We start from the raw sequence: 20,763 nt of genomic DNA on the forward strand, positions 1-20,763 counted from the left end.
GTGGTGTCAGCCGGCCGGAGCGCGGGCGGCGAGCAGGGCGGCCGGAGTGGCCCCCGCGAACTGGCGAAAGTCCCGAATGAGGTGGGACTGGTCGTAGTAGCCGTAGCGCGTCGCCACCGTGGCCCAGTCGACGGCGCCCACCTCGGGCTGGTCGACGCCGGCTGGCGCCCCGGCGGTCGGCCCGACGTCGGTGAGCACCGCGTACGCCCGCTGGAAACGCAGCAACCGGGCGGCCATCTTGGGTGGCAGACCAACCTCCTGCCGGAACCGGGACGCGAGGTGTCGCCGGCTCCAGCCCAGCTCGTCGGCCAACACACCGACACTCCCCTGCCCACCGCTGGAGACGAGCCACCGCCACGCCCAGTCGAGCCGGGCGTCGACCGGAGGGGACGCCGCCAGCCGGGCCGCGAGGACCCGGTCGAGCAGGGCGAACCGCTCCGGCCAGCCGGGCGTCTCCGCGAGCCGGCCACGCAGCCGATGGAGCCAACGGCCCGGGAGTTGCCCGACGTCGACGGCCCGGTTGGTCAGCTCACTCAGCGGCAGGCCGAGCAGCCGTCGGGCGGTCAGTGGGGCGAGCAGCAGCTCGACGCCCTCCCCCACACCCACAGTGCGCGTGGTGCACCAGCCGTCGAAGGTGCCGGCCACGAACGAGTCGACCATCGTGACGCCGCGCTGCGCGCTGCGCGGGTCGGTCACGTCCAGCGGAGCGCCCCAGCCAAGGATCAGCACCACGAAGACGCCCGCCGACTCGCGGCGCACCAGCGGGATGTCCGCCCGTTGCCGGTAGCCGACGTACCGGTCGACGAACGGACGCAGGCTGACCTCGGGCAGGCCGAGGACGAACTCGTCGACCGGTGCCACCGCAGTCAACCCCGCCCGCCCTTCGCACGGTCGCGATCCGGCCGGCCGCGCCCCGGGGAGCGCTGATGGCCGGCCGGATGGCTGTCACTTCACGCCGGCGGCGTCCATGCCGCGCAGCTCCTTCTTCAGGTCGGAAACCTCGTCGCGGATCCGAGCCGCCAGCTCGAACTGCAACTCGCGGGCGGCGGCCAGCATCTGGTCGTTGAGCTCCTGGATGAGCTGGGCCAGGTCGGCGCGGGCCATCCCCTCCCGTGACGGGGTGGTGGTGGCGGACCGGCTCCGGCTGCGGGTCTCCTTGACCGGCGCCTTGCCTCGGGACAGCTGACGCACCGCGCCCCCGACGCGGGAGTTTTCGGTGTCCTCCGCCTCGCGGTAGATGTCGTCCAGGATGTCGTGGATCTTCTTACGCAGCGGCTCCGGGCTGATCCCGTGCGCCTCGTTGTGCGCGATCTGCTTGGCCCGACGCCGGTCGGTCTCGTCGATCGCCGCCGCCATCGACGGGGTGATCTTGTCGGCGTACATGTGCACCTGACCGGACACGTTACGGGCGGCCCGGCCGATGGTCTGGATCAACGACCGGCCGCTGCGCAGGAAGCCCTCCTTGTCGGCGTCGAGGATCGCCACCAGCGACACCTCGGGAAGGTCCAGACCCTCGCGGAGGAGGTTGATGCCGACCAGCACGTCGTAGTCGCCCTTGCGCAGCTCACGCAGCAGCTCCACCCGGCGCAACGTGTCGACCTCCGAGTGCAGGTAGCGCACCCGGATGCCGTTCTCCAGGAGATAGTCGGACAGGTCCTCGGCCATCTTCTTGGTCAGCGTGGTGACCAGCACCCGCTCGTCGCGGTCGGTCCGTAGCTTGATCTCGTGCATCAGGTCGTCGATCTGGCCCTTGGTCGGCTTGATCACGACCTGCGGGTCGACCAGACCGGTCGGCCGGATGACCTGCTCGACGAACTCGCCCTGGGCCTGCTCCATCTCCCAGGTGCCGGGGGTCGCGGACAGGTAGACCATCTGGCCGACCCGCTCCAGGAACTCGTCGAAGCGCAGCGGCCGGTTGTCGGCCGCGCTGGGCAGCCGGAAGCCGTGGTCGATGAGCATCCGCTTGCGGGACGCGTCGCCCTCGTACATGCCGCCGATCTGCGGGATGGTCACGTGCGACTCGTCGACCACAGTGAGGAAGTCGTCGGGGAAGTAGTCGAGCAGGGCGTGCGGCGGGCTGCCGGGCAGCCGCCCGTCCATGTGCATCGAGTAGTTCTCGATACCGGAGCAGAACCCCACCTGCCGCATCATCTCGATGTCGTACGTGGTGCGCATCCGCAGCCGCTGCGCCTCCAGCAGCTTGCCCTGGCGCTCCAGCTCGGCAAGGCGCTCGGCCAGCTCCACCTCGATGTCACGGATCGCCCGCTCCATCCGCTCCGGACCGGCCGCGTAGTGGGTGGCCGGGAAGATCACCAGCTGGTCGACCTCGCGGACCACGTCACCGGTCAACGGGTTGAGGTAGTAGAGCTTCTCCACCTCGTCACCGAACAGCTCGATGCGGACCGCCAGCTCCTCGTACGCCGGGATGATCTCCAGCGTGTCGCCGCGGACCCGGAAGGTGCCCCGCTGGAAGGCCATGTCGTTGCGGGTGTACTGGATGTCGACCAGCCGGCGCAGCAACTGGTCGCGGTCGAGCTCCTGCCCGATCTGCACCTTCACCGCCCGGTTGAGGTATTCCTCCGGGGTGCCCAGACCGTAGATCGCCGAGACGGTCGCCACCACGATCACGTCGCGCCGGGTGAGCAGCGACATCGTCGCCGAGTGCCGCAGCCGCTCGACCTCCTCGTTGATCGAGGAGTCCTTCTCGATGTAGGTGTCGGTCTGCGGGATGTACGCCTCGGGCTGGTAGTAGTCGTAGTACGAGACGAAGTATTCGACAGCGTTGTGCGGCAGCAGCTCGCTGAACTCCTTGGCCAGCTGTGCGCAGAGCGTCTTGTTCGGGGCGAGCACCAGGGTGGGGCGTTGCAGTCGCTCGATCAGCCACGCCGTGGTGGCGCTCTTGCCGGTGCCGGTCGCGCCGAGCAGCACGGTGTTGCGGTCGCCGCGCCGAACCCGACGCTCAAGATCGTCGATGGCCGCCGGTTGGTCGCCGGCCGGCTGAAAGTCACTGACGACCTGGAAGCGGCTGTCCAGCCGAGGAATGTCGAGCGCCATACCGTCAACGGTACGCCGGAGGTCCGACAGGAACGGCCGTCACGCCAGGTACGTGATCAGCTTCAATATTCCCATTGTGTGGCCCATGTCACCGGGACTACCCTCTTCATGTAGGCCGCTCGCGGCGGCCGACCGGGCAGGTGGCCAGGCCGTCACATCACGGCCGGTCGCCCCCGGCACTGCGGTCGCAGCACCCGGCTCGCCCGGCGTGCGCACCCGTGTGGTCGCGCTCGAGGCGCAGACCGGCCGCCGCGAGCGCCCCTGCTCGTCACCCCGACGCCTCCCCGCCCGTTTCATCTCCGTGGACACCTCTCCGACCCCGGCACCCGACACCACTCCCCGCAGCGCGCCCCGGCCGGACGTCACCGCCGCCGAGCGGCCCAACTCCCCCAAGGTCGGGCGGTCAGGCAGCGGGCGGCACCGCTCCGGCACCGCCTCAGAGACCACCCGGAGCACGGACACCGGAGTCGGTTCCACCACCGGCCGGCCCACCGGCGCCCGCCGAGCCGCCACCGACCGCCCGACCGACGCCGCAGCCAGCGCCAGCCGACCTGCAAACGCCCGCTCGACCAGCCCAGGGCAGCCCACCGCCGCTCAGCGAACCGGCAGTGGGCGCAGGCCCGACAAGGACCGGACCACCGGCGGCCAGGTGCCCACGGAGATCCGGGCCACCACCGGCGACGGGCCCACGGAGAACCGGACCACCACCGGCCAGGGCCCCACGCAGAGCCGAACCCTCACCGGGCGAGGTCCCGGGACAGCCGGGACGACCACCCGCCGCGAGGCCACTGCCGAACCCCCCACCGACACGGCGGACGCCACCGGCCCGGCCCCGGTCAGCCGCCGCAGACGTACCCTGCTGCTGTTGCTCGCCCTGACCGCCGCGACGTCCGCGACGGCGCTGGTGCTCGGGTTGTTGAGCTGGGCGCCCGACCCGCCCGAGCCGACCCGGCCGCTGACCCTCGCGGAGGGCGAGCGGCTGGCCGCCGTGCGGGTCACCAACCTCCGGGACCTGCGCGCCGGAGTCCGCATCACCGCCGGCGCCGACGCCGCCCGGATCGAACTGGTGGGCTGGGTGGACTGGTCGCGGTCACTGCTCTACCTCGATGTGGGTGGGCCGGGCGCGGGCGCCGAACGCGGGCTGGTGCAGCGGGTCGGCCCGGTCCTGGTCATCCGGCCCGACCCGGCAGCAGTGCCCACCCCCGCCGCGCCGCCCCTGCTGCCTCCGGCGGACCGTTGGCGGCTGCACCGACTGGCACCCGGGACGAACCTGGCACCCGTGCTCGACCTGCTCCTCGACCTCGCCGCCGACCGTCCGGACCAGACCCAGGCGGTGTCCGGCAGCGGTGCGCGTTGGATCGCTCAGGACACCGTGGCGGCCGGTCCGGTGGACGTCCTTGAGGCGTCGCTGCCGGCCGGACCGCCACGCCGTAGCCCGGCTTTCGGCAGCACGGTGGCACCCACGCCGAGCGCCGCGCCGGCGAGCACCGACCCGAACGGGCAGACCCGGTTCTGGCTCGACCAGGACGCCCGACTGCACAAGCTGGTGACCCGGTTGCCCGGCGTCGGCCCGGTCACGATGATCCTCAACCGGGCGGACCGGCCGACGCTGCGTCCGGTGGACGCACTCGGCGGCCGGCCCGGCCTGCCCCGCGCGCTGACCGACGCCGAGCGGCGTCGACTGGACCGGTTGCCGGCCCGGCTCCGGGCCCAGCGCGGTGCGACGATGACGCTGACCGCGCCCGTTGGCACGGACACGAACCTGCGGGGCGCCGGCTGGGTGAGCTGGACCACGGGTATCGCGTACCTCGCGGTTGCCGACCTGGGCGTGCCGGACCGCCGGACCCTGCTGCGGCGCGACACCGCCGGTCTGGCCCGGGCGGACCTGCCGGCGGCCGCCGTTGGTGGCGGCACCGCGGAAGCGCCCGGCCGACCTCCGCTGCCGCCCCCGGCCGGGCCCTGGCGGGCCCAGCGATCGGGCGGCGACGACCTGAACGTGCTGGTCGAGGCCGCAGTGGCCGCCGGGTCGGTCGGGCCACCAGGAACGGCCCTCCGGGTACGCGAGGACGTCACCGCCGGACGGACCGTGGACGTCGTCGAGGTGGGCCCGGCCGACGCCCGACTGCGTTACTGGATCGACCGCGACGGGTTGCTACGTCGGCTGGAGCTGCACACCGACGCCAACGCGTGGGCCCAACTGGACCTCCAGCCCGCCGTGGTGCCCCGACTGATTCCAGTGCCTCGCCCGGCCGCCAAGCCTCGACCCACGACGCCTCGGCCCCGCTGACCGATGACGCTCAGGGGCGCCAGCCGGTCTGCTCGGCCCACTGCTCCGCCCGCAGGTACTCCTCGTCGAACCACGGGTCGCGCGCCGTGCCCGAATCGCCAGCCTCCGGTGCGGCGTCGACCAGGTCCCTCTTGAGCAGCAGGTACGCGGCCCGCTGATCCGGGTCGGCCCGCAGGTGGTCGCGCATCAGCAGCGCGTACCGCCAACCCGGCGAATCGGCCACCCGCACGTGCAGGCGAACCGGGCGGGCCGGGTCCGCGCTGCCGTGCAACCTCTTCTCCCACCGACCGCTGCCGGCCGGGCGCGGGTCGTCCCACCAGTGCCCCGGCACCCGGGGGAACCCGGCGTTCGCCAGCCGGTCGACCAGCGCCCCGTCGGCGTCAGCGAGGCTGCGCACGGCCACCTGCACGTCGATGACGTCCTGGGCGGCGAGGCCGGGCAACGCGGTCGAGCCGATGTGGTCGATCCGCAGGGCGTCCGAGCCGAGCGTGTGCCGGATCCGGGCGGCCAGCCGCTCGTACTGCTCCGGCCAGCTCGCGTCGGTCCCCGCCGGGTCGACCCGGCCCGGCAGGACCACCCGCCGCTCGCGCAGATTGTCCTCGTAGGGCACCAGCCGCTGCCGCCAGAGCTCGTCGACGGCGTCGTGCAGATCCGCCAGGCTGCCGTCGTTGGTCAGCACCACGTCCGCGGCGGCTCGTCGACGGGCGTCGTCGGCCTGGGCGGCGATCCGCCGTTCCGCCTCCGCGCGATCCATCCCCCGGTCGCGCGCCAGCCGCTCCAGTCGGGTCGTCACGGCCGTCTGCACCACGATCACCAGGTGGTACGTGGGCGCGAGCCCCACCTCGACCAGCAGCGGCACGTCGTTGACGACGATCGCGTCGGGTGCCGCCGCAGCGGCCAGCTCTGCGGTGCGAGCCCGAACCCGGGGGTGGGTGATCGACTCCAGCCGACGGCGGGCCTTCTCGTCGGCGAACACCACAGCGCCCAGCGCGACACGGTCCAATGCACCATCGTCGTCCAACACCGCGTCGGAGAAGGCCGCAACGATCTCGGCCAGTCCCTCAGTGCCCGGCGCCACGACCTCCCGGGCCACCTGGTCGGCGTCGATGAGCACCGCGCCCCGCTCGACCAGCCTCGCGGCCACCGCGCTCTTTCCCGACCCGATCCCGCCGGTCAACCCCACTCTCAGCACCCGACCAGTCAACCGGATCCCCGAGCCCGCCGCCAAACCCACCGCCATCGTCCCGACCGACCCGGCCCGAACGGCCGAGGCCCGCGCAGTCTGTCCGGGCCGACCGGGCCCGTCTCGGACCGGGCCCGTCTCGGCCCGGGCTGCTCCCACAACGAGCGGGCCTCACCCACGGCGAGGGCCCCGCCCCCAGCGATCCGAAGATCGCGGGGACGGGGCCCGTCGTCGTTCAGCGGGTCACTTACCGCCGGCGAGCTTCTCCCGCAGTGCGGCGAGCGCCTCGTCGGTGGCCAGCGTGCCGGCCGGCTCCTCGGCCTGCCGGCTCGGGGCCGGGCTGGACGAGGAGGTGGTGCCACCGCCGCCACCGGCAGCGGCCGGGACGACCGGAGTCGGGTTGGCAGCGGCCTCGGCGTCGGCAGCCCGAGAGGTCTGCACCTGCTTGGTGTGGGCCTCCCAGCGCAGACGAGCCTCGGCGTACTGGTTCTCCCAGGTCTCGCGCTGCTTGTCGTACCCCTCGAGCCACTCGCCCGTCTCCGGGTCGAAGCCCTCCGGGTAGATGTAGTTGCCCTCGGTGTCGTACGTCGCGGCCATGCCGTAGAGGGTCGGGTCGAAGTGCTCCTCGCCCTCGACGAAGCCCTCGTTGGCCTGCTTGAGCGACAGCGAGATCCGGCGGCGCTCCAGGTCGATGTCGATGACCTTGACCATGACCTCGGAGCCAACCTGGACGACCTGCTCCGGGATCTCCACGTGGCGCTCGGCCAGCTCGGAGATGTGGACCAGGCCCTCGATGCCGTCGTCCACGCGGACGAACGCACCGAACGGAACCAGCTTGGTGACCTTACCCGGCACGATCTGCTGGATCGCGTGGGTGCGGGCGAACTGCCGCCACGGGTCTTCCTGGGTCGCCTTCAGCGACAGCGAGACCCGCTCGCGGTCCAGGTCGACGTCCAGGACCTCGACCTCGACCTCCTGGCCGACCTCGACAACCTCGGACGGGTGGTCGATGTGCTTCCAGGACAGCTCGGAGACGTGCACCAGACCGTCGACGCCGCCAAGGTCCACGAAGGCGCCGAAGTTGACGATCGAGGACACGACGCCCTTGCGGACCTGGCCCTTCTGCAGCTTGTTGAGGAACTCGGTGCGCACCTCGGACTGCGTCTGCTCCAGCCAGGCCCGGCGGGACAGGACCACGTTGTTGCGGTTCTTGTCCAGCTCGATGATCTTGGCCTCGAGCTCACGCCCGACGTACGGCTGCAGGTCGCGCACACGACGCATCTCGACCAGGGACGCGGGCAGGAAGCCCCGCAGCCCGATGTCGAGGATGAGGCCGCCCTTGACCACCTCGATGACCGAACCGCGGACGACGCCGTCCTCGTCCTTGATCTTCTCGATCGTGCCCCAGGCCCGCTCGTACTGTGCCCGCTTCTTGGAGAGGATCAGACGACCCTCCTTGTCCTCCTTCTGGAGGACCAGGGCCTCGATGTGGTCGCCAACCGTCACAACCTCGGCGGGGTCCACGTCGTGCTTGATCGACAACTCCCGAGAGGGGATGACACCCTCGGTCTTGTAGCCGATGTCGAGCAGGACCTCGTCCCGATCGACCTTGACGACGGTTCCTTCGACAATGTCGCCGTCGTTGAAGTACTTGATGGTCTCGTCGATCGCGGCGAGGAATGCCTCCTCGGAACCGAGATCGTCGTGGGTGACCCGGGTGGCGCTCGAGGGGGCCTCGATGCTGCTCGTCATGTGGGCGGTTGCTCCGGTCGGTGGGTTGTCACAGCAGGCTGGTGTCGCAGTGACCTGTTCGCGCCAGCGGATCCGCCGCCGGGCACACCGAACGATCGCCTAGTGAGATCATGATGTGGCTCCGACGACCGCGTACCTGCTCCCTGCCGAGGCAACGCGATCCGCGAGCGCATCGTCTAGCCTACCGTGCGCATTACCACAGCGTGCAAGCCCTCCCGGCTTCTCTCCGTGCGGTGACCTGCGAAAGGCGAACAATCGCCCGTAAACGGCCTCTGCTGTCTCGTGCGTCACAGCAGTCCCAGCCGTCGCATCATCCAGCGGACATGCGCTCCGCGTGATCGACCCGGTTTCCTGAACATCGGCGTGTCCCACCGGCCCGGACACCGCGGACTTCACGGAAACCGAGTCGATCAGGCGTGACCGTGCGAGGAGTCGCAGGATCTCGGACGCGCCGCCGTACCGAACGGGGCGATGGGGCCTAGCGTGAGCGCCGTGGATGACGACAGCCGGGTCACCCGGCGCCGGGTGGGTGACGCCGAGGCCCGGCGGGCCAACCGCGGCTGGTGGGACACCGACGCCGACGACTACCAGGCCGAGCACGGCGCGTTCCTCGGCGACGTGGACTTCGTCTGGTGTCCGGAAGGGCTGCGCGAGGCCGACGCCCGGCTGCTGGGCGACCTGTCCGGGCGGCGGGTGCTGGAGGTTGGTTGCGGCGCGGCGGCCGCTGCCCGCTGGCTCGCCACCCAGGGCGCCCGGCCGGTCGCCTTCGACCTGTCCGCCGGCATGTTGCGGCACGCCGCCAAGGCCGCCGACGACACCGGGGTACGCGTACCGCTGGTGCAGGCCGACGCCCTCGCCCTGCCGTTCGCCGACCGGTCGTTCGACCTCGCCTGCACCGCGTTCGGGGCGATCCCGTTCGTGGACGACTCGGCGGCCCTGCACGCCGAGGTGCACCGGGTGCTGCGCCCCGGGGGGCGGTGGGTGTTCTCGGTGACCCACCCGATGCGCTGGATCTTCCTCGACGACCCGGGTGAGGGCGGGTTGACGGCTGTCCACTCGTACTTCGACCGCTCCCCCTACGTGGAGCAGGACGAGTCCGGCGTGGCCACCTACGTCGAGCAGCACCGCACCCTCGGCGACCGGATCCGTGAGCTGGTCGGCGCGGGGTTCCGACTGCTGGACCTGGTGGAGCCGGAGTGGCCGGAGGGGCACGAGGGGATCTGGGGGCAGTGGAGCCCGCTGCGCGGTCGACTCTTCCCCGGTACCGCCATCTTCGTCACCGAGAAGCCCGCGGAGTGAGCGCGTCGCACCCGCGGTCCGCCCTACGTCGCAGCGACCGCCGGTAGGCTCTTCCCATGAGGGCCGAGCCCATCCGGACATCACCTGGCCCCTGGTGTCCGGACCCGATGCGGCAGCAGCGTGCCGACTACACGCTGGAGGACCTGCTCACCCTGCCGGACGACGCCCCCCGTGTCGAACTCGTCGACGGAGTCATCCAGGTGACGCCCTCCCCCACCCTGGGCGATCAAGACATCTCGTTACTGCTTGCGCACTGGCTGCTGCAACATGTGCCGGCCGACCTCCGGGTCGTGCAGGCCGTCGGAGTCGGGCTGAGTTCGAACACCAGCCGACAGCCCGACGTTCTGCTGCGGCGGGCCGGCGGGTCTTCCTCCCGATCTTCGCTGCGTCCGGCGGACGTGGTCCTCGCCGTGGAGATCGTCTCGCCCGGTACGCGACGGATCGACAGGTTCGCTAAGCCCGGCGAGTACGCCGCCGCCGGCATTCCGTTCTACTGGCGCATCGAGCAGGACCCGGTGCACGTCTACGCGTATCGGATCGGCGACCGGGTGGGTCCCGGCGGTGAGCGGCAGTACGAGCTGGTCGCCGACGGCGCCGACGTGATCGAGCTGGCCGAGCCGTTCGACATCAAGCTGCCGATCGCCGAGATCACCCCGTAGCGCGTCGCCGGAACGGCCGTTTCGCCGTCCCGGTGTCGGGTAGCCGAGGAGCATGGCCGAGCAGCGATTCCGCAGAGGCGACCAGGTTTCCTGGTCGGCCCACGGCAGCCGCGCGTACGACGTGGTGCAGGGAAGGATCACCGAGCGGACACGGATCCGCGGGCGAGCCGTGAACGCGGCCCCCGATGACCCGCAGTACCGGGTTCGCAGTGACGGAACGGGCCGCGACGTGGCCCACCGCCCCGAGGCGCTGCGTCATGAGCAAGGCTGACGACCCGGGCCGGGACACCTACCGGGAGTTCACCGAGGCGGTGAACATGAAGCCCGGCGAGCTGTCCACATGGCTAGAAACCGACGAGTCGAAGCAGGTCGGCTGGCACAAGGGCGGCCGTTCCGGTGGCGGCGAGTCCGTCGGCCACGAGTCCGGCCGGAAGATCATCAACCTGTTGCGTCGTAAACGCGGCGACCTGTCCGAGGGCGACTACAAACACATGCGCAAGGTGGTCGGCTACGTCCGACGACACATGGCGCAACGCCCGTCCGGCAACGTCCGCGACACCAAGTGGCGCTGGTCCCTGATGAACTGGGGCCACGACCCCCTGAAGTAGCCCGTGAGCATGCCCGAGCCACGTCACTCCACAGCAAGATCCGCACAACTTCGGCGAAGTTGGTGCCTCAGAACCCCGCGACCCAGCACTTTCCCCGAAGTTGCGCGGATCTTGGGCCGGCGTCGGCGCACGGCGGCGGGCGCGGCGCGGCGCGGCGCGGCGCGGACCTTGCGATCAAGAAGGCGGCGCCCATCGGCGCGCACGACGCGGACCTGGCGACCCGGCGTCAGCAGACGCGACGAAAGCAGCGCGGACCTGGAGATCAAGGGCGCTTTCCACCACGCCGAGCTGGACCGACCGCAGAGACCTCGTCGGGTTCCGGGGCAGCCCGACCCGCGCAGGGATCAAGCCTGACCGCCCGGAGCGGGTCGGGCTGCCCCGGAACCCCCAACCGCGACCGACCCAGGAACCCCCAACCGCGACCGACCCAGGAACCCCGACCGCGGCGAAGCCCGAAGCCCAACCGCGATCGCGACCGCCAAAAGGCTCAGTGGTCAGCGCTGTTCCAGTCCCGTCCCTCGCCCACGGACACCTCCAACGGCACCGACAGCGGGTACGCCCCGCCCATCTCGTGCCGGACCAGCGCCTCCAGAGCCTCCCGCTCACCGGGGGCCACCTCGAAGACCAGCTCGTCGTGCACCTGCAGCAGCATCCGCGAGCGCAGCCCGGCCTCGCGCAGCGCGGTGTCGACGTGCAGCATCGCCACCTTGATGATGTCGGCCGCGGAACCCTGGATCGGGGCGTTGAGCGCCATCCGCTCGGCGATGTCGCGGCGCTGCCGGTTGTCGCTGACGAGGTCGGGCAGGTAGCGGCGGCGACCCAGGATGGTGGAGGTGTAGCCGTCCTGACGAGCCCGGGCGACCACCTGGTGCAGGTAGTCGCGCACCCCGCCGAACCCGGCGAAGTAGTTTTCCATCAGCCCGCGCGCTTCTTCGGTGTTGATCCCGAGCTGCTGGGACAGGCCGAAGGCGCTCAGCCCGTACGCCAGGCCGTAGTTCATGGCTTTGATCTTGCGGCGTTGGTCGGGGGTGACCTGGTCGAGCGGCACCCCGAAGACCGACGAGGCGGTGGCGGCGTGGAAGTCGGCGCCGGAGTTGAAGGCGTCGATCAGCGCGTCGTCCGACGACAGGTGCGCCATGATGCGCATCTCGATCTGGCTGTAGTCGGCGGTGAGCAGGCACTCGTAGCCCTCTCCCACCACGAAGGCCCGGCGGATCCGCCGGCCCTCTTCGGTGCGGATCGGGATGTTCTGCAGATTGGGCTCGGTGGACGAGAGTCGACCGGTGGCCGCCACCGTCTGGTTGAAGGTGGTGTGGATCCGGCCGTCGTCGGAGACCGACTTGAGCAGACCGTCCACTGTCGACTTGAGCTTGGCGACGTCGCGGTGGCGCAGCAGGTGGGCCAGCACGGGGTGCGGCTGCTGCGCGTAGAGCCACTGCAGGGCGTCGGCGTCGGTGGTGTAGCCCGTCTTGATCTTCTTGGTCTTCGGCAGGCCCAGCTCGGTGAAGAGGATCTCCTGCAACTGCTTGGGCGAGCCGAGGTTGAACTCCCGGCCCACCGCCTCGTAGGCGCCCTGAGCGGCGGCCTTCACCTCGGCGGCGAAGTGCGCCTCCAACTCGGACAGATAGTGCGTGTCGGCGGCGATGCCGGTGCTCTCCATGCCGGCCAGCACCCGCATCAGCGGCAGCTCGACCCCGGCCATCAGACGGGCGGACTGCTCGCCGTCGCGGGACAGCTCGGCGTCGATCGCGTCGGCCAGGTCGAGGGTGGCCCGGGCCTGGAGCATCAGGTTCTGCTCGACCACACCCTCGTCGCCCAGCCCGTCGAGGGTGAGCTGGCCGGACTCCGGGACGTCGACGCGCAGCTCCCGGTGCAGGTAGCGCAGCGCCAGGTCGGTCAGGTCGTAGGACCGCTGGTCGGGGCGGGCCAGGTACGCGGCGATCTGGGTGTCGCGGACGATGCCGGCGAGCTGCCAGCCGTGCGCGGCGCAGGCCAGCACGGCCGGCTTGCTGTCGTGCAGCACCTTGGGGCGCTGCTCGTCGGCCAACCAGCTGGCCAGGGCGCCCTCGTCGGTCGGGTCGAGCGTTGCCGGGTCGACCCAGGCCGCCGCACCGCCGGCGGTGGCCAGCGCGAGACCGGTGATCGAGGCGGTGTGCCGGCGGTTGGGGCCGGTGTCGAGCTTGACCGCCAAACCGACGGGGGTGCCGGTCGGCGCGTGCGTGGTCAGCCAACCGGCCAGCGTGCCGGGCTCGGTGAGCACCTCGCCGGTGAGGTCGAACCCGGACTCGGCCTCCGGCTCGACCGCCTCCAGGTACTGGTAGAGGCGGTCGCGCAGGATGCGGAACTCCAGGGTGTCGAAGACCTGGTGCACGGCCTCCCGGTCCCAACCGGTCCACCGGGCGTCCTCCGGGCGCAGCGGCAGCTCCAGGTCGGAGACCAGGCAGTTGATCTCGTAGTTGCGGATCACGTCGGCGAGCCGCTCGCGCAGGCTGTCGCCGGCCTTGCCCTTGATCTCGTCGGCACGGGCGATAACGCCCTCCACGCCGCCGTACGTGATGATCCACTTGGCTGCGGTCTTCGGGCCGACGCCGGGGATGCCGGGCAGGTTGTCACTGGTCTCGCCGACGAGCGCGGCGAGGTCCCGGTACTGCTGTGGCGGAACGCCGTACTTCGCCTCGATCGCCGCCGGGTCCATCCGGGCCAGGTCGGAGACGCCCTTACGCGGGTAGAGGACGGTGATCTGGTCGTCGACCAACTGGAACGCGTCCCGGTCGCCGCTGCTGATCAGCACCGTCATGCCCTGGTCGCGGGCCTGGCAGGCGAGCGTGGCGATCACGTCGTCGGCCTCGAAGCCCTCTTTCTCCACCACTGGGATCTGGAGCGCGGCCAGGACCTCCTTGACCAGGCTGACCTGCCCCTTGAAGTCGGTCGGGGTCTCGCTGCGGCCGGCCTTGTACTCCGCGTACTTGTCGGTGCGGAAGGAATGGCGGGAGACGTCGAAGGCGACGACGATGTGGGTGGGCTGCTCGTCGCGCAGGACGTTGATCAGCATCGAGGTGAAGCCGTAGACCGCATTGGTCGGCTGACCCGTCGTGGTGGAGAAGTTTTCCACAGGCAGGGCGAAGAAAGCCCGGTATGCCATGGAATGTCCGTCGACGAGGAGCAGGCGCGGCGTCGTAGCTGTCACGGCAGCGACTCTAGCCCGTCGCACCGACATCCCTGGCCGGGCGGCACCGGGTGACACGACGCCGAAACGGCGTCCGCTCCGAACGCCGACGGCCGGCCACCCCGTGCAGGGATGACCGGCCGTCGCTCGGTTGGCTCAGGCCACGCCGAGGTACGCCTCCTTGACCGACGGATCGTGCAGCAGGTCCTGACCGGACCCCTCCTTGACGATCTGACCGGTCTCCAGCACGTAGCCGCGGTGTGCCCGCGACAACGCCTGCTGGGCGTTCTGCTCCACCAGCAGGATGGTGGTGCCCTGCTGGTTGATCTCCGTGATGATGTCGAAGATCTGCCGGATCACCAGCGGGGCCAGACCCATCGACGGCTCGTCGAGCAGCAGCAGCTTCGGACGACTCATCAACGCCCGGCCGACCGCGAGCATCTGCTGCTCGCCGCCGGAGAGCGTGCCGCCGGCCTGCTTGCGCCGCTCGGCCAGCCGCGGGAAGAGGGTCAGCACCCGCTCCAGGTCGGCGGCGATGCCGGCGGAGTCCCGCCGGGTGTACGCCCCCATGTCCAGGTTCTCCATCACCGTCATACCCGGGAAGATCTGCCGCCCCTCCGGCGACTGACACAGCCCCCGGACCACCCGCAGGTCGGCCCGGAGCTTGCTGATGTCCTCACCATTGAAGGTGATCTTCCCGTTGGCGAGCGACCGGGTCCCGGAGATGGCCCGCATCGTGGTGGTCTTACCGGCGCCGTTCGCGCCGATCAGGGCCACCACCTCACCCTCGTTCACGGTGAGGCTGATGCCGTGCAGCGCCTCGATCCGGCCGTACGCGACGGCGACGTTCTCGAGCTCAAGCAGCGTCATCGGCTGGCTCCCCCAGGTATGCGGCGATCACCTTCGGATCGCGGCTGACCTCCGCGGGCGCACCCTCGGCGATCTTGCGGCCGAACTCCAGCACCACGATCCGGTCGGTGACACCCATGACCAGCCGCATGTCGTGCTCGATGAGCAGCACGGTCAGGCCCATGTCACGGATGTTGCGGATCAGGGTGAGGAGCTCCTCCTTCTCCGCCGGGTTGAAGCCGGCAGCCGGCTCGTCCAGGCAGATCAGCTTCGGCTCGGTGGCCAGCGCGCGGGCGATCTCCAACCGGCGCTGGTAGCCGTACGGCAGGTTGCGTGCCTCGTCGTTGGCCCGGTCGGCGATGCCGACGAAGCGCAACAGCTCGAGCGCCTTGGCCTCGGCGGCCCGCTCCTCGAGGATGTGCCGGGACAACCCGAACGTCTTGGCGAACGTCCGGCGAATCTCCTGCCACGACCGCTGGATGCCCGACTCGGCGGTGACCTGCGGCAACTCGTGCTGCTTCGGCCTGCGCCGAGGCAACCGGAAGAGCGCCCCGGGCACGCTGGTCTTGTGCCGGGAGTCGGTGCCGACCATGACGTTCTCCAGCGCCGTCATCTCCGGGAAGAGACGGATGTTCTGGAACGTCCGGGAGATGCCCAGCTGGCTGATCTGGTGCGGCTTGCGGCCGGTCACCTGCTGGCCCTGGAACCGGACCGCTCCGGAGGTCGGCTTGTAGACCCCCGTCATCACGTTGAAGCTGGTGGTCTTGCCGGCGCCGTTGGGCCCGATGAGACCGAGGATCTCGCCCTCGTAGATCTTGAAATTGATCTTGTCGAGGGCCACCACGCCGCCGAAGCGGAGCGTGACGTCGTCGACTTCGAGCAGTACCGACCGGGGCCCCGGCTGGGCCGGGATCTTCGGCGCGGACGTGCTGGTGGTCTGGTCAGACATGAGCAGGCGCCTCCTCTGCCTCGGCCGCGCGGTCCTTCAACTCACGGGCCCGCCGCCGGCTGGGGATCAGGCCCTGCGGACGCAGGATCATCACCAGCACCATGGCCAACCCGAAGACCAGCCACCGGTAGTCGGCGAAGTCGCGGAACCGCTCCGGCAGGTACGCCAGCAGGACCGCGCCGAGCGAGACGCCGATCATGTTGCCGGAACCGCCGACCACGACCATGGCGACGAAGAGGATCGAGAGGTTCGCGTTGAACTGGGTCGGGTCGATGAACGCGTTACGGCTGCCGAAGAGGAAGCCCGACAGGCCACCGAGCGCCGCGCCCATGGCGAACGCCCACAGCTTGAACTTGAACGGATACACGCCCATCACCGCGGCGGCGTCCTCGTCCTCGCGGACCGCGAGCCACGCGCGACCGACCCGGCTGTGCTCCAGCCGGCGAACCAGGATCACCATCAGCAGGACGAAGGTGATCGCCAGCCAGTACCAGGGCTTCGCGTCGATCAGACCGAAGACCTTGTTGTCCGCCGACGGCGGACCCTCCGGACCCGGAATGGCCGAGATACCGACCGGACCGTTGGTGACGCCGGTGGCGTTGCGGGCGACGATGCGGATGATCTCACCGAAGCCGAGCGTCACGATGGCCAGGTAGTCACCGCGCAACCGAAGCGTCGGCCAACCCAGCAGCACACCGGAGATCATCGTCAGCACGATCGCGAGCAGGAGACAGATCCCCCAGGTCACCGCCCAGGTCGGCGGCAGGTTGAACTCCTGCTGGATCCACTTGACGACCGGCGAGTTCACCGAGCCGAAGAGCGCCACGCTGTACGCGCCGATGGCGAAGAAGCCGATGTAGCCGAGGTCGAGCAGGCCGGCGAGGCCGACCACCACGTTCAGACCGATCGCGACAAGCACATAGATGGCGCAGATGAAGAGCACACCCGCCCAGTTGTTGCCGCCCTCGATCGAGTCGGTACGCAGGTTGTTCAGACCGGGGATCATGAGACCACCGGGCAGCTTGCCCAGGTACGGCAGGTGGTAGACGAAGACGAGCAGAGCCACCACACCGATGGCCTTCTGCCACTTCGGCAGGGCCTGCCAACGGTCGCTGACCGAGGTCAACAAACCGACCCGGCGGCGGTCTGCGGAGCGAATCTTGTCGATCATGCGCGGGCCCTCCCGAGCGACTCACCCAACAGGCCGGTGGGCCGGAACATCAGCACCACGATCAGCACCACGAAGGCGATGACGTCCTCCCAGTTGGACGCGAAGAGCGTCGCGCCGTAGACCTCGACGATGCCGAGGAAGAGGCCACCCAGCAGCGCACCGCGCAGGTTGCCGATGCCGCCGAGGACCGCTGCGGTGAACGCCTTCAGGCCGAGCACGAAGCCGATGCTGTTCTGCGTGAAGCCGAACCGCATGCTCCACAACAGCGCGGCGGCGCCGGCCATGATGCCTCCGAGCACGAAGATCAGCATGATCACGCGCTCCTGGTTGACGCCCATCAGCGCGGCGGTTTCCGGGTTCTGGGCCACGGCCCGCACACCCCGGCCGTACCGGGTGCGGTTGATGAACCAGTCCAGCACCGCCATCATGGCCACGGCCGCGACGAAGACGATGAGCTGGATGTTCGTGATCGCCGTGTTGCCGATGGTGAAGAGGGTCTCCTGCTGGATGATCGTCGGCATACCGACGATCTGCCGCGGCCGGCCGAACACATCCGGCAGGGCGCCACCAAGCAGCTTGGGCAGGACCTGCCCGAACAGCTCCACGAAGACCAGCGACAGGCCGATCGCGGTGATCAGGAAGATCAGCGGCGGCGCGTTCTTGCGTCGCAACGGCCGGTACGCGATCCGTTCGAGCGCCAGGGCCGTGCCGCCGGAGGCGACCGCCGCGACGACCAGACCGAGCACCAGTAACAGGATCGCCTGGCCGATAGGCGGGTTATTTTGCACTCCGAGCTGGTTCCAGACGATCAGCACCGCGAAGGTACCGACCATGAACACCTCGGAGTGCGCGAAGTTGATCAGGCGAAGGACGCCGTAGACGAGGGTGTAGCCGAGGGCGATCAGGGCGTAGATCGCACCCTTGGACAGGCCGTCGACCGTGTGCTGGCCGAGATGGCCGATCAGTTCATCGAAATGCACCGGGGGTCTCCTTGAATCGAGTGCGGCCGGGGTGAAACACCCCGGCCGCACTCCATTGCGGGGGCGTCAGCTGAGCTTGAGCTCCTGCAGCGGCTCGATGGCCTCGCCCTTGATCTGGTACGCCCAGATGACGACCTTCGTCGGGTCGACGTCACCCTTGGAGTCGAACTTGATGTACTTCGACACACCCTGCTTGTCGTACGACTTCACGAACGCCAGGATGTCCCCCCGGCTCTTCTTGCCAGCCTTGAAGGCGTCCAGGTAGATGGTGGCGCCGTCGAAGCCTTCCGCACCGTAGGAGCCCGGCGGGATGCCGAACTTCTTCTGGTAGTCGGCAGAGAAGGTGCCGCCGGCCTTGTCAGCCGGGAGGCACGGGCAGGTGATGATCGCGCCCTCGGCACCGCCGGAGGCACCCTTCGGGAACGCCGTGTCGTAGAGACCGTCCGGACCGACGAACTTGGCGTTGACGCCAGCGGCACGCATCTGCTTCACCAGCGGGGCGGCCTCACGGGTGTAGCCGCCGTAGAAGACGAAGTCAGCCTGCGAAGACTTGATCTTCGAGACGGTGGCGTCGAACTGCGTCTGCCGCTCCTGGATCTTGTCCTTGTTCACGACCAGCGGGCCGAGCTGCTTGCCCAGCTCGTCGGTGATACCGGCGCCGTAGGCGCTGGCGTCATCGACCATGAAGACCTTCTGCGCGTTCTGGGTCTTCAGGTAGCTCGCCACCGCACCGGCCTGCGTGCCGTCGTTGCCGACCACGCGGTAGAAGGACGTGTTGCCCTTCTGGGTCAGGTCGGTCCGGGTCGCCGACGGGCTGACCATCGCCAGGCCAGCGGCCTGGTAGATCGGCATCGTCGCGTCCGACTCACCGGAGAAGTGACCACCGATGACACCGAGGAACGAGTTGTCCCCCGCGATCTGGTTCGCGAACGGGGTCGCCACCGCGGGGTCACCCTGGGTGTCGAACTCCTGCATGGTGACCTTGCAGTCCGCGTTCGCCGCGTTGAACTGCTCCACGGCGAGCTTCGCGCCGTTCAGCGACGGGATCACCAGACCCGCGTTGTCACCAGTGAACGCGCCGAAGATCGCGATCTTGCCACCGCAGTCACCGGACGCGGTTCCACCCTCGCTGCCACCCGAATCCTGGCAACCAGCCGCGACCACCAGGGTCGCGGCGAGCGCAACGGTGCCCAGCGCCCGTACATAGCTTCGCCTCACGGCTTCAGACCTCCTCCAGATGCGGACGCGGCTGACCCGTTGCGACGGCGACAGCAGCAGACCGCAATTCCACCCACCCCGCAGGGACTGCCCCTGCGTTACGGCTCGTGATGGCGGAGCGTACCGACACCGCATACCGTCCCGGAAGACCTGAACGCTGGGTCTGCGAAACCGTTACGAAGACGTGGGCAATCATGTCGATGTCCGTAACAGGTGAATCCGCCGGACGGTCCTTAAATCCACGGCGGGTCGCAGTCCGTCCGCACCCGCCCGGACCGGGCACTGCTGCCGAAAAGGCCGATTGACCTGCTGAAACGCCTCAGCGGGACCACAACCGGACCCATGCACCACGTGAACGTCGGCGTTCAGACGCCCACACCGGCCGCCCACCACAGCCCGGCCCGCGTCCCGTCGTCGGCCGCCAACCACCACCGGTCACCCACCGCCACCAGCGTCACGTCCCGATCAACACCGGCCGGCACATCGAGCGGCGCCGTGACCTCCCGCCACGACCCACCCCGGTCCGACGACACCCACACCGAGTGCCGCGCCCCGTCCGTCACCGCCGCGAACAACCGATCCCCGGACGACACCAGCGACGTCACACTCTGCACCCCGGCCCCGGCCCGCCGCCCGAACGTCCCGGCGGACACCCAACTCTCCGCCTCCTGCCGCCAGGCGCCGAACACCGCCCCACGCAGACCGACCGCCACCGGCACCCCGCCGACCAGCACCACCCGCTGCAACTCCTCGTACTCCGAACCGCCCGGCAGCACGGTGCGCCGCCACGACCGCCCGTCCGGTGACGACCAGACCGCCGGGTCACGGTCGATCCGGCCGGCCGGCAGAAGGCCGCCCACCGCCAACCAGCCCGACGACGTCGCCACCGAGTCGAACGCCCAGGTCACCCCCACCGCGTCACTCGCCAGCTCCGGCGCACCCTCGACCAGCGCGAACTCCGCCGCGTCCGGCGACGACACCCAGGAGGCCGCGCCCGCCGAACGGTTACCGACGATCAACCAGCCCTGCGCACCCGCCGTCAGGCGGGAAACGTTCACCGCCGTCGGCCCGCCGTACGTCTCGAACGACGCCTGCACCTCGACCAGCGCACCGTCAGCCACCTGCCGCCAGGTGCTCACCCGCGGGTAGCCGTGCGCGCCACCGACCTTCGCGCCGATCAGCGCCGCCTTCCCGTCCCGGCAGGCCACCGACAGGAACACGTTCTGCCGACCGTAGAAGGACTCCGCGCGAACCGGCAGCAGCGTCCAGGTCGTACCGTCCACACTGGTCCAGGCCGCCGGACGCGTGCCGCCCTCGGCGTCGACGACGCCACCGACCACGAACCACCGATCCGCGCACGACGCCGCGTCACGTATCACTGGACGTCCCGCACCGCCCGGCGGCGCCGGCAGCGTCAGCGGCTGCCAAGCCGGCCGCAACGCCGGCGCGGCGGGCGTCGCCGACCCCGCGCCGTCGGGCGCGGCCGACCCGTCGCACCCGGCAAGCACCAGCGTGAAGAGGCCGAACACCGCGATCACCCGTCGGACGGACATCCGCCGATGCTAACCACCGGAGGCCGCTCACGGCG

Annotated in this window: 15 protein-coding genes and 1 pseudogene; 5 read left to right on the top strand and 11 right to left on the bottom strand. The window is 70.1% G+C overall.

Going from position 1 to position 20,763, the window contains the following annotated elements; genetic code table 11:
* Positions 1 to 6: 6 nt before the first annotated feature.
* On the bottom strand, positions 7 to 861 hold the full coding sequence (locus KBX34_RS25025) for an AraC family transcriptional regulator (protein WP_210927248.1): 855 nt from the start codon (positions 859 to 861) through the stop codon (positions 7 to 9).
* An 84-nt stretch (positions 862 to 945) separates the two neighbouring features.
* Positions 946 to 3,054: an excinuclease ABC subunit UvrB gene (gene uvrB / locus KBX34_RS25030; protein WP_088949283.1), complete on the bottom strand. Its 2,109-nt coding sequence runs from the start codon at positions 3,052 to 3,054 to the stop codon at positions 946 to 948.
* Between the two features lie 208 nt (positions 3,055 to 3,262).
* Between uvrB and KBX34_RS25035 the strand changes: the two genes are divergently transcribed.
* Positions 3,263 to 5,341, top strand: coding sequence for a hypothetical protein (locus tag KBX34_RS25035; RefSeq protein WP_210927250.1), 2,079 nt, complete (start codon positions 3,263 to 3,265; stop codon positions 5,339 to 5,341).
* A 10-nt stretch (positions 5,342 to 5,351) separates the two neighbouring features.
* Here the strand turns inward: KBX34_RS25035 and coaE are convergent, their stop codons facing one another.
* Together coaE and rpsA are read right to left on the bottom strand one after the other, a co-directional pair.
* Positions 5,352 to 6,533: a dephospho-CoA kinase gene (gene coaE / locus KBX34_RS25040; protein ID WP_210927252.1), complete on the bottom strand. Its 1,182-nt coding sequence runs from the start codon at positions 6,531 to 6,533 to the stop codon at positions 5,352 to 5,354.
* Between the two features lie 234 nt (positions 6,534 to 6,767).
* The gene (gene rpsA, locus KBX34_RS25045; protein ID WP_030337999.1) at positions 6,768 to 8,276 is read right to left on the bottom strand and encodes a 30S ribosomal protein S1; all 1,509 of its coding nucleotides are present in this window, start codon (positions 8,274 to 8,276) and stop codon (positions 6,768 to 6,770) included.
* Positions 8,277 to 8,747: 471 nt separating this feature from the next.
* On the opposite strand from rpsA, the gene KBX34_RS25050 reads away from it, so the two are divergent.
* From KBX34_RS25050 to KBX34_RS25065, 4 genes and pseudogenes are all read left to right on the top strand, one after another.
* Positions 8,748 to 9,575 (top strand): class I SAM-dependent methyltransferase, encoded by an 828-nt coding sequence (locus KBX34_RS25050; RefSeq protein WP_210927254.1) that lies wholly within the window; start codon positions 8,748 to 8,750, stop codon positions 9,573 to 9,575.
* Positions 9,576 to 9,631: 56 nt separating this feature from the next.
* The gene (locus KBX34_RS25055; RefSeq protein ID WP_247672198.1) at positions 9,632 to 10,234 is read left to right on the top strand and encodes a Uma2 family endonuclease; all 603 of its coding nucleotides are present in this window, start codon (positions 9,632 to 9,634) and stop codon (positions 10,232 to 10,234) included.
* A 52-nt stretch (positions 10,235 to 10,286) separates the two neighbouring features.
* Positions 10,287 to 10,505, top strand: coding sequence for a DUF2945 domain-containing protein (locus KBX34_RS25060; protein ID WP_210927256.1), 219 nt, complete (start codon positions 10,287 to 10,289; stop codon positions 10,503 to 10,505).
* A pseudogene (locus tag KBX34_RS25065) lies at positions 10,492 to 10,839 on the top strand (DUF3140 domain-containing protein); the annotation flags it as partial. The gene KBX34_RS25060 and the pseudogene KBX34_RS25065, both read left to right, overlap by 14 nt.
* A 490-nt stretch (positions 10,840 to 11,329) precedes the next feature.
* Here the strand turns inward: KBX34_RS25065 and polA are convergent.
* The 7 genes from polA to KBX34_RS25100 all read right to left on the bottom strand — a co-directional run bounded on the left by polA (position 11,330) and on the right by KBX34_RS25100 (position 20,728).
* Entirely contained in the window at positions 11,330 to 14,029 is a 2,700-nt protein-coding gene (polA, locus tag KBX34_RS25070) for a DNA polymerase I (protein WP_088949290.1), read from the bottom strand.
* A gap of 135 nt (positions 14,030 to 14,164) precedes the next feature.
* On the bottom strand, positions 14,165 to 14,878 hold the full coding sequence (locus tag KBX34_RS25075) for an ABC transporter ATP-binding protein (RefSeq protein ID WP_088949291.1): 714 nt from the start codon (positions 14,876 to 14,878) through the stop codon (positions 14,165 to 14,167).
* Positions 14,865 to 15,806 (bottom strand): ABC transporter ATP-binding protein, encoded by a 942-nt coding sequence (locus KBX34_RS25080; RefSeq protein WP_088949292.1) that lies wholly within the window; start codon positions 15,804 to 15,806, stop codon positions 14,865 to 14,867. Before KBX34_RS25080 ends, KBX34_RS25075 begins: the two co-directional genes overlap by 14 nt.
* The gene (locus KBX34_RS25085) at positions 15,799 to 16,977 is read right to left on the bottom strand and encodes a branched-chain amino acid ABC transporter permease (protein ID WP_088949293.1); all 1,179 of its coding nucleotides are present in this window, start codon (positions 16,975 to 16,977) and stop codon (positions 15,799 to 15,801) included. The genes KBX34_RS25080 and KBX34_RS25085 overlap by 8 nt, the downstream gene beginning before the upstream one ends.
* Positions 16,974 to 17,957 (bottom strand): branched-chain amino acid ABC transporter permease, encoded by a 984-nt coding sequence (locus KBX34_RS25090; protein ID WP_210927258.1) that lies wholly within the window; start codon positions 17,955 to 17,957, stop codon positions 16,974 to 16,976. Before KBX34_RS25090 ends, KBX34_RS25085 begins: the two co-directional genes overlap by 4 nt.
* A gap of 66 nt (positions 17,958 to 18,023) precedes the next feature.
* Positions 18,024 to 19,175 (bottom strand): branched-chain amino acid ABC transporter substrate-binding protein, encoded by a 1,152-nt coding sequence (locus tag KBX34_RS25095; protein WP_210927260.1) that lies wholly within the window; start codon positions 19,173 to 19,175, stop codon positions 18,024 to 18,026.
* Positions 19,176 to 19,540: 365 nt separating this feature from the next.
* A complete protein-coding gene (locus KBX34_RS25100; protein WP_210927262.1) occupies positions 19,541 to 20,728 on the bottom strand; it encodes a hypothetical protein in 1,188 nt (395 codons plus the stop codon).
* Between the last annotated feature and the right edge of the window lie 35 nt (positions 20,729 to 20,763).

This window comes from Micromonospora sp. M61, assembly GCF_018070245.1.
Taxonomy (GTDB): Bacteria; Actinomycetota; Actinomycetes; order Mycobacteriales; family Micromonosporaceae; genus Micromonospora; species Micromonospora zamorensis.